Source organism: Synechococcus sp. OH2 (assembly GCF_047462155.1).
In the GTDB taxonomy this organism is placed as follows: Bacteria; Cyanobacteriota; Cyanobacteriia; order Thermostichales; family Thermostichaceae; genus Thermostichus.
Map to the genome: position 1 here is coordinate 8,459 of NZ_JANSIR010000099.1, position 4,076 is coordinate 12,534.

The window sequence follows — 4,076 nt, forward strand, 5'->3', positions numbered from 1 at the left end:
GATCCGTAGAGAAGAAAGTGCTGGAAAAAATCCTGAACAACAGGGGCCTGGCGGCGATCCAGCACGTAGCGCTCCCCTTCGCGGCGATAGCCAAAGGGAGCCGGGCCGGGGGGAGGCTTGCCCGCCAGGCGGTTGCGGGCCTGGCTGTGGCAGAGGCGGCGGCTTTGCAATTGATGGGGGATCTCGGCCAGCAGCGGGATCCAGTCGGCAGCCTCGCTGGGGGTGTGTAGGCCGGATTGGGTTACCAGGCTCAGTTGGATCCCTGCCTGTTGGATCTGCAACAGCCGTTGGTGGACTTCCTCCGCTCGATCCCCCAGATCCGCCAGGCGCACCAGCAGCACCTGCTGCACCGATCCGGCGGCGATGCCCTGCAACAGCTCTTCCAGGTGGGCGCGGGATCCCCAGTCGTGCCAGATGGGAGCGGCCCCGTGTGCTTTCAACCAGACCAGCTCCTGGTCTGGCCAAGGGGCATGGGCAGGCGTGTAGAGGTAGCCACAAATGCTCATGGACAAGCAACCTGTCACCGCCGCTGCACCATCACCCGACACCCCTCCTAGCCAGGGATCCCAGGTAGGCTAAGGGAGAGACAGACCGGCAACCCTTGGCTGCCGACCGCTCTCCGCAAGATGGCTTTACTCCACCGCTGCAGTCGCGTATTCCAGCTCCTCTTCCGACACCTCTAGCGGCGCCTCTTCGGCTTGTCCTTGCTTAGCAGCCCGCAGTTGCTCGCGGTACTTGGCCGCCATTTCTTCTGCTTTTTCGTAAACCAACTTGGGATCCCGCAGCATGTCGCCGGGATTGGGCTCCAGTTGCTTGGTGGACAGCGAGATCCGACCCCGTTCTGCGTCTAGGTCGATGATCATCACCTTCACTTCGTCGTTGACGTTGAAGACGCTGTGGGGCGTGTCAACATGTTCGTGGGAGATCTCGGAAATGTGCAGCAAGCCGGAGACGCCGCCAATGTCTATGAAGGCACCGTAAGGCTTGATGCCACGCACTGTGCCGACCACTACCTCGCCCACCTCCAGCTTGTTCATCTTCCGCCCCACCAGAGCGCGGCGATGGCTCAACACCAAGCGGTTGCGGTCTTCGTCCACCTCCAAAAACTTCAGGGGCAGCTCTTCGCCCACCAGCTCTTCCTTGGGCTTGCGGCTGCTGATGTGGGATCCGGGGATAAAGCCGCGCAATCCCTCAATGCGCACCAGGGCGCCTCCGCGGTTGGTAGCAAAAATGGTTGCCCGCACCGTGGCGTCTTCTTTCTGTAGCTGCCGCACCCGCTCCCAGGCCCGCATGTACTCGATGCGGCGAATGGAGAGGGTCAGTTGCCCCTCTTCATTTTCTTCGGTGAGGATGAAAAACTCGCGGGTCTCTCCCGGCTGCAGCACCTCGTGCGGGTCTTCTACCCGGCTGATGGACATCTCCTGCAGAGGCAGGAAAGCAGCCGTCTTGGCCCCGATATCGATCAACGCGCCGCGCGGCTCCACCGAAAATACCGTGCCGGCCACAATTTCGCCGGGGCTGAAGTGATAGTCGTACTTGTCCAGTAGGGCAGCAAAGTCCTCGGTGGTAAAACCTACATCGGCAGCAGCGGTGAATCGACTCATAGGGGTGTAACAGCAGTTGGCGCGAATTAGAAGAGCAGTTGAACTTGGTAATGAACGGCTCCCATACTCGCTCACCCTCCCGGGCGGGACAGGCAATAGCTTGGGAAATACTATCGTAGCTTAAGAGGGCGACTTTTGTGGCAAACTTCCTGGCGATCCTGCCAAGCTAGAGGGAGATGGCCAGAGTTGGGAGAGGGGCGGTTGCATTTTATCGACCAGGCGGAAATTGAAGTGCAGGCGGGGAACGGCGGAGATGGCATTGTTGCCTTTCGCCGCGAAAAGTACGTGCCCGCCGGCGGGCCTTCGGGGGGCAATGGAGGACGGGGCGGCTCGGTGATCTTGGTGGCGGATCCCGGCTTGCAGACCTTGTTGGACTTTCGCTTCCAGCCGCTGATCAAAGCCGAGCACGGGGCCAAGGGAGGACCCAACCACTGCAGCGGGGCCAGTGGTGCGGATCGGCTGGTGCGGGTGCCCTGCGGCACGATGGTGTTCAACGCAGAGACCGGCGAGCTGCTGGGGGATCTGGTGCAGCCCGGGGATCGGCTGCTGGTGGCTCGGGGCGGGAAGGGCGGCCTGGGCAATGCCCATTTTCTCAGCAACCACAATCGGGCTCCTCGCCAATTTACCAGGGGCCAACCGGGAGAGCGGCGACGCCTGCGCCTGGAGTTGAAGCTCATTGCCGAGGTGGGGATCGTCGGTATGCCCAATGCGGGCAAATCCACCCTGATCTCGGTGGTCTCGTCCGCCCGGCCCAAGATCGCCGATTACCCCTTCACCACCCTGCAGCCCAATTTGGGAGTGGTGCCTCATCCCTCCGGGGATGGGGTGGTGTTTGCTGACATTCCCGGACTGATCGAGGGGGCGCACCTAGGGGTGGGTCTGGGCCACGACTTTTTGCGCCATGTGGAGCGCACGCGGGTGCTGATCCACCTGGTGGACGGTACGACGGCGGATCCCGTCAGGGATTACCAAATCATTCAGCAGGAGCTGCGCGCCTACGGCCACGGGCTTAGCGACAAGCCGCAGATTGTGGTTTTGAACAAGATCGATGCCCTTGAGCCCCAGGAGGTGGCCGAGCGCACCCAGCAGCTGTCAATGGCTGCCGGTGCGCCGGTATCAGTCATCTCGGCGGTTGCCAGGCAGGGGCTGGAGCCCTTGTTGCAGCGGGTGTGGCAGTGCCTGGGCCGGGATCCGGATCCCCATCAACCTGCGGCGGCCAGCAAAATCCAGCCGGTCCAGGGGCAGAAGAATCTTAGAATAGGAGTGCCCCTGCCTTCCCAAAACTCAGAGATGAGCGGCTATGTATATCTCGGCGGAGGATCTGCCCCCCGACTTGCGCCAGATCAAGTTGGCCATTGAGCAGGCGGCCCAGGCGAGGGCAGGAGCTTGCTTGGAGCTGTTGATGCTCCTGCGGTTGTTGGAGGATCTGCACCGCACGATTTTGGAGGGGGCCTTCCGAGAGTCTTTGCCCAACACCCGCCAAGAGCTCTATCGGGTGCTTCAGGATTTGGAGGAAGCAGGCGACTGGCCCTATTTGCCTCGTCTGCATATTCAAGCGCTGATGCAACAGCTAAAAGATTGGCCGGAAGCGCAGGGATCCCTGCCAGTGCCGCCTACCCCTCGTTCTGGGGGAGTGGCGGAAGTGGTGGAAAGCCCCAGCCGCTCTGAGTCTTGAGGTTTTGCTTTTTTCTCCCGAATGGCCGAGTATTTTAAGCTCCATCCGCAGCATCCCCAGGCCCGCTCCATCCAACGGATTGCAGCCGCTCTGCGGGAAGGGGCGGTCATGCTCTACCCCACTGATACGGTCTATGCCATTGGCTGCGATGTCACCCACAAGCAGGCGGTGGAGCGGGTAAGGCGTCTCAAGCGGCTTTCCAACGACAAGCCCCTCACCTTTTTGTGCCCTTCGCTTTCCCAAATTGCCCAGTATGCCCAGGTGAGCGATCCCGCCTATCGACTGATGCGGCGGCTGATCCCAGGCCCGTTTACGTTTCTGCTGCCGGCCACCAAGCTGGTGCCCAAGCTAGTCATGGATCCCAAGCGGAAAACCACTGGCATCCGCGTGCCCGATTCGGCCATCTGTCAGGCGCTGTTGGCCGAGTTAGGCAACCCCATCGTCTCCACCTCGGCCAAGCTGGGCGGGGATCCCGTCGGCTCTTTGGAGGTGGGTTTTGACTCTGTTGGGGATTGGGAAGAGGGGGGAATCTTTACCGCCGAGGAAATGCGACAGTTGGAGAAACAGGTGGATCTGGTGCTGGATGACGAGGCTCCCTATCGGGCCCAGGTCTCGACGGTCATCGATCTCACGGGGCCGGAGCCCCTGTTGGTGCGGGCAGGCCTGGGGTACGAGCAGGTGGCAGAGCTCAGGCGGGTGGAAGAGCTGACTGGCTGAGGGCCGGGATCCCCCTTGCCCTACTCGGCTGCCACCAACTCCTAAAATAGGGTCGTGCTGCTGCGGTAAGCCCATGCCTG

At 61.7% G+C, this 4,076-nt stretch carries 4 protein-coding genes and 1 pseudogene; 3 read left to right on the top strand and 2 right to left on the bottom strand.

Going from position 1 to position 4,076, the window contains the following annotated elements:
* Nucleotides 1–506, bottom strand: a pseudogene (locus NW835_RS09875) (resolvase); the annotation flags it as partial.
* Between the two features lie 126 nt (nt 507–632).
* Nucleotides 633–1,604 carry a 30S ribosomal protein S1 gene (locus tag NW835_RS09880; RefSeq protein WP_414415188.1) on the bottom strand — a complete coding sequence of 324 codons (972 nt, stop codon included), beginning with the start codon at nt 1,602–1,604 and terminating at the stop codon, nt 633–635.
* A 201-nt stretch (nt 1,605–1,805) separates the two neighbouring features.
* On the opposite strand from NW835_RS09880, the gene obgE reads away from it, so the two are divergent.
* From obgE to NW835_RS09895, 3 genes are read left to right on the top strand one after another with little or no spacing between them, the layout of a single operon-like run.
* Nucleotides 1,806–2,963, top strand: a complete 1,158-nt coding sequence (obgE, locus tag NW835_RS09885; protein ID WP_414415189.1) for a GTPase ObgE — start codon at nt 1,806–1,808, stop codon at nt 2,961–2,963.
* A complete protein-coding gene (locus tag NW835_RS09890; RefSeq protein WP_414364871.1) occupies nt 2,905–3,279 on the top strand; it encodes a hypothetical protein in 375 nt (124 codons plus the stop codon). The genes obgE and NW835_RS09890 overlap by 59 nt, the downstream gene beginning before the upstream one ends.
* A gap of 21 nt (nt 3,280–3,300) precedes the next feature.
* On the top strand, nt 3,301–3,996 hold the full coding sequence (locus NW835_RS09895; RefSeq protein WP_414337822.1) for an L-threonylcarbamoyladenylate synthase: 696 nt from the start codon (nt 3,301–3,303) through the stop codon (nt 3,994–3,996).
* Nucleotides 3,997–4,076: the final 80 nt, after the last annotated feature.